Origin of the sequence: Actinospica durhamensis, assembly GCF_018139695.1 — a bacterium.
GTDB classification, from domain to species: domain Bacteria; phylum Actinomycetota; class Actinomycetes; order Streptomycetales; family Catenulisporaceae; genus Actinospica; species Actinospica durhamensis.
Map to the genome: position 1 here is coordinate 1 of NZ_JAGSOG010000480.1, position 2,961 is coordinate 2,961.

The 2,961-nt window shown below is 72.8% G+C and carries 2 protein-coding genes; one reads left to right on the plus strand and one right to left on the minus strand.

Annotated elements, in window-relative coordinates; translation table 11 throughout:
* Positions 1 to 291: 291 nt before the first annotated feature.
* Positions 292 to 1,314 (plus strand): LacI family DNA-binding transcriptional regulator, encoded by a 1,023-nt coding sequence (locus KDL01_RS40135; protein ID WP_212533966.1) that lies wholly within the window; start codon positions 292 to 294, stop codon positions 1,312 to 1,314.
* A 297-nt stretch (positions 1,315 to 1,611) separates the two neighbouring features.
* Here KDL01_RS40135 and KDL01_RS40140 read toward each other — a convergent pair whose 3' ends face one another.
* Positions 1,612 to 2,622, minus strand: coding sequence for an L-threonylcarbamoyladenylate synthase (locus KDL01_RS40140; RefSeq protein ID WP_212533967.1), 1,011 nt, complete (start codon positions 2,620 to 2,622; stop codon positions 1,612 to 1,614).
* Between the last annotated feature and the right edge of the window lie 339 nt (positions 2,623 to 2,961).

A 2,961-nucleotide genomic window follows, 5' to 3' on the forward strand; every position in this document is an offset into this window, starting at 1 on the left:
CGGGGGTGCGGATGGTGCAGACGGTCGCATCTTCGCTCCGAACTGCCGGTAGGCATGATGGTAGGAACCTTCGGTCCCTGACGGCGGTCGGCCCTGACTGAGGCCGACGCCGAAACGGCGGCACCGCGCCCGAACGGGAAACGTCCGACGCGCGGCTGGCGCGATCGTTCCGTAAACGTTTCCGGTGGTACTAGGCTGGAGTATCGGGAACCAGTCGGCCCGCGTCAATACCCAGGCTGCGGTATACCGGATACTTCGACGTCGGCGGCGTGACGGGGGTGGGTCAACTCGATGGCCGGGATCAGGGAGGTGGCGAAGGCCTGCGGCGTGTCCGTGGCGACGGTCTCGCGCGCGCTCAACGGCAGGCCGGAGGTGAACGAGGAGACGCGGCGTCAGGTCCGGCTGGCCGCCGAGATCCTCGGCTACCGGCCGAGCGTCTCGGCCCGCGCGCTGGTGCGCGGGCGCTCCGACGCGGTCGGGCTGCTGTGGGACAGCGCCTACGAGACCGCGGGACGGCGTCATCCGTTCCTGCTCTCGGTGCTGGTCGGGATCAAGCAGGCGCTCGACGCGGCCGGGCGGCACCTGATCCTGCTGAACGTGGAGGCCGACCGCGTCGGCCCGCGCGCGTATCTGGAGACCGCGGCCCAGTTCCAGCTCGACGGCGTGCTGGTGATGGGCGTGGACTCGCGGCGTCCCGCGCTGTGCGCCGTGCTCGAGTCGGAGCTGGCCTGCGTCGGCTTCGACGTGCCGATCAGCGGTCCGCGCGCGACATACGTGGCCTCGGACAACCGCGCCGGCGCGATGCAGGCGATGCGCCACCTGTACGGGCTCGGCCACCGCCGCATCGCGACCATCACCGGACCGCTCAGCATGATGCCCGCGGAGCTGCGCCTGGCCGGATACCGGGACGCGGCCGAGGAACTGGGCCTGGAGCACGAGTACGTCTACTCCGGGGACTTCTTCCTGGACAGCGGCTACACCTGCGGCGCCCGGCTGGCCGAACTCCCGCCGGAGCAGCGGCCCACCGCGGTATTCGTCGCGGGCGACGAGATGGCCCTCGGCGCCATCCACGCGTTCGCCGACGCGGGCCTGTCCGTCCCGCAGGACATCGCCGTCGTCGGCTTCGACGACATCGAGGCCGCCGACCTGGTGCGCCCCGCCCTGACCACGATCCAGCAGGACGCGCACGCCCTCGGCGCGGCCGCCGTGGACACCCTGCTGCGCCTGGTCGACCACGACCCGGCCACGCACACCATCGGCCCGGTGCTGACCCCGACCCGGCTGATCGTGCGCCAGTCCTGCGGCGGGAACTGACGCGAAGTCAGGCCGGCCGACGCGCGGGGCCACCGAGACTGACACGGGATCAGGGCGCGCGATCGCAGGACCCGCCCGGGGGCTTGACTACGGCCGTGAGTGTTTCCATACTCTGACGCAACCCACGTTCCGTAAACGTTTCCGGCCACGCACAGATCCGAGCCCGCACATACCGGCACCGTCCCATCGCCCCACCGTCCCATCGGCATGCCGAGCCCGAGGAGGGCGATCAGGTCAGATCAGGTCAGATCAGGTCAGCATCCTGAGATCGGCACCGCGCAGGCGGGATTGCGCTCCTCAGGAGCGCGGCCCGGCGGCGCGGCGCAGCCGGTTGGCGATCGCCACGCCGAGCCCGCGCTCCGGCGGCAGCGAGGCGAGGATCAGGTCGCAGCCGAGCTGGTCGAGCTCGCGCAGGAAGCCGTAGAGCTCGCGCGCGTAGGCGTCCATCGACTCCGGCACCTCGACCACGGCGTACGCCTTCACCGGCGCCTCGGCGTAGTCCGGCGGCAGGAAGACGCCCACCTGGTGGCCCTGCTCCTGGGCCGCCGCGGCCTCGGCCACGATCCGCTCCGGCTCGACGAGCACGACCTTCGCCCGCGGCGCGTAGTGCGAGGGGTGCTGGCCCGGCACCCGGATGTGGTTCGCGCCGTCCTCCCCGATCGGGTACCCGAGCGCCTCCTCGAGGTCCTCGCGGGTGACCCCGCCGGGACGCAGGATGCTCGGGGTCTCGCCGGTGACGTCCACGATGGTCGACTCGACGCCGACCTGGCACGAACCGCCGTCCAGCACGAAGTCCACCGCGTCGCCGAGCTCCGTGCGCACGTGCTCGGCCGTCGTCGGGCTGACCGAGCCGAAGCGGTTGGCGGAAGGCGCGGTGACCCCGCCGCCGAAGGCCTCGAGCAGCGCGAGGGCGACCGGGTGGTCCGGCACCCGCACGGCCACCGTCTCGAGCCCGCCGGTCGCCTCCAGCGGCACCCGCGCAGCGCGGCGCAGGACCAGGGTGAGCGGCCCCGGCCAGAACCGCTCGGCCAGCAGCCGCGCCGTCTCCGGCACCTCCTCGACCCAGTCCGCGAGCTGCTCCGCGCTGCCGAGGTGGACGATCAGCGGGTGGGTCGGCGGACGCCCCTTGGCCTGGTAGATGCGCCCGACCGCGGCCGGATCCTCGGCGTTGGCGCCGAGTCCGTAGACGGTCTCGGTCGGGAAGGCCACCAGTCCCCCGGCCCGCAGCACCTCGGCCGCCTGCGCGATCCGCCCCGCGAGGTCGCCGCGATCACCGAGGTCACCGGTCTGGGCCGTCACGTTCGCCATCCCTTCGCTGGTGCACCCCACGTCAGGTGGCCGCACACGTTCCCCAGGCCGCGCCGGCCGGCAGCGGCACCGGCCTCCATCCTGCCAGGGCCGCGCCCCCGAGCGGAAAACCGGCCCCCGCGCGTCGGCCGCGCGCCACGTCGCCGCCGTGCCGCCGCCGACCCGCGCGAGGGTCCACCGGTGCCGCCCCTAGTCGAGGATCACGTCCAGTCGCTAGGAGCGTGGGTCAGTAACGGATGTGGTGTTGAGCGGGCGCCAGGTGGTGCGGGTGTGGGTCTGGCGGAATCCGGCGTGTTCCAGATTGGTGTGGCTTGCTGATCCGTAGGCGACGGTCACGAC

Excerpts from the sequence above, each read along its gene's own strand:
- KDL01_RS40135 (WP_212533966.1), top strand. The coding sequence starts at position 292 with ATGGCCGGGATCAGGGAGGTGGCGAAGGCCTGCGGCGTGTCCGTGGCG.
- KDL01_RS40140 (WP_212533967.1), bottom strand. The coding sequence starts at position 2,622 with ATGGCGAACGTGACGGCCCAGACCGGTGACCTCGGTGATCGCGGCGAC.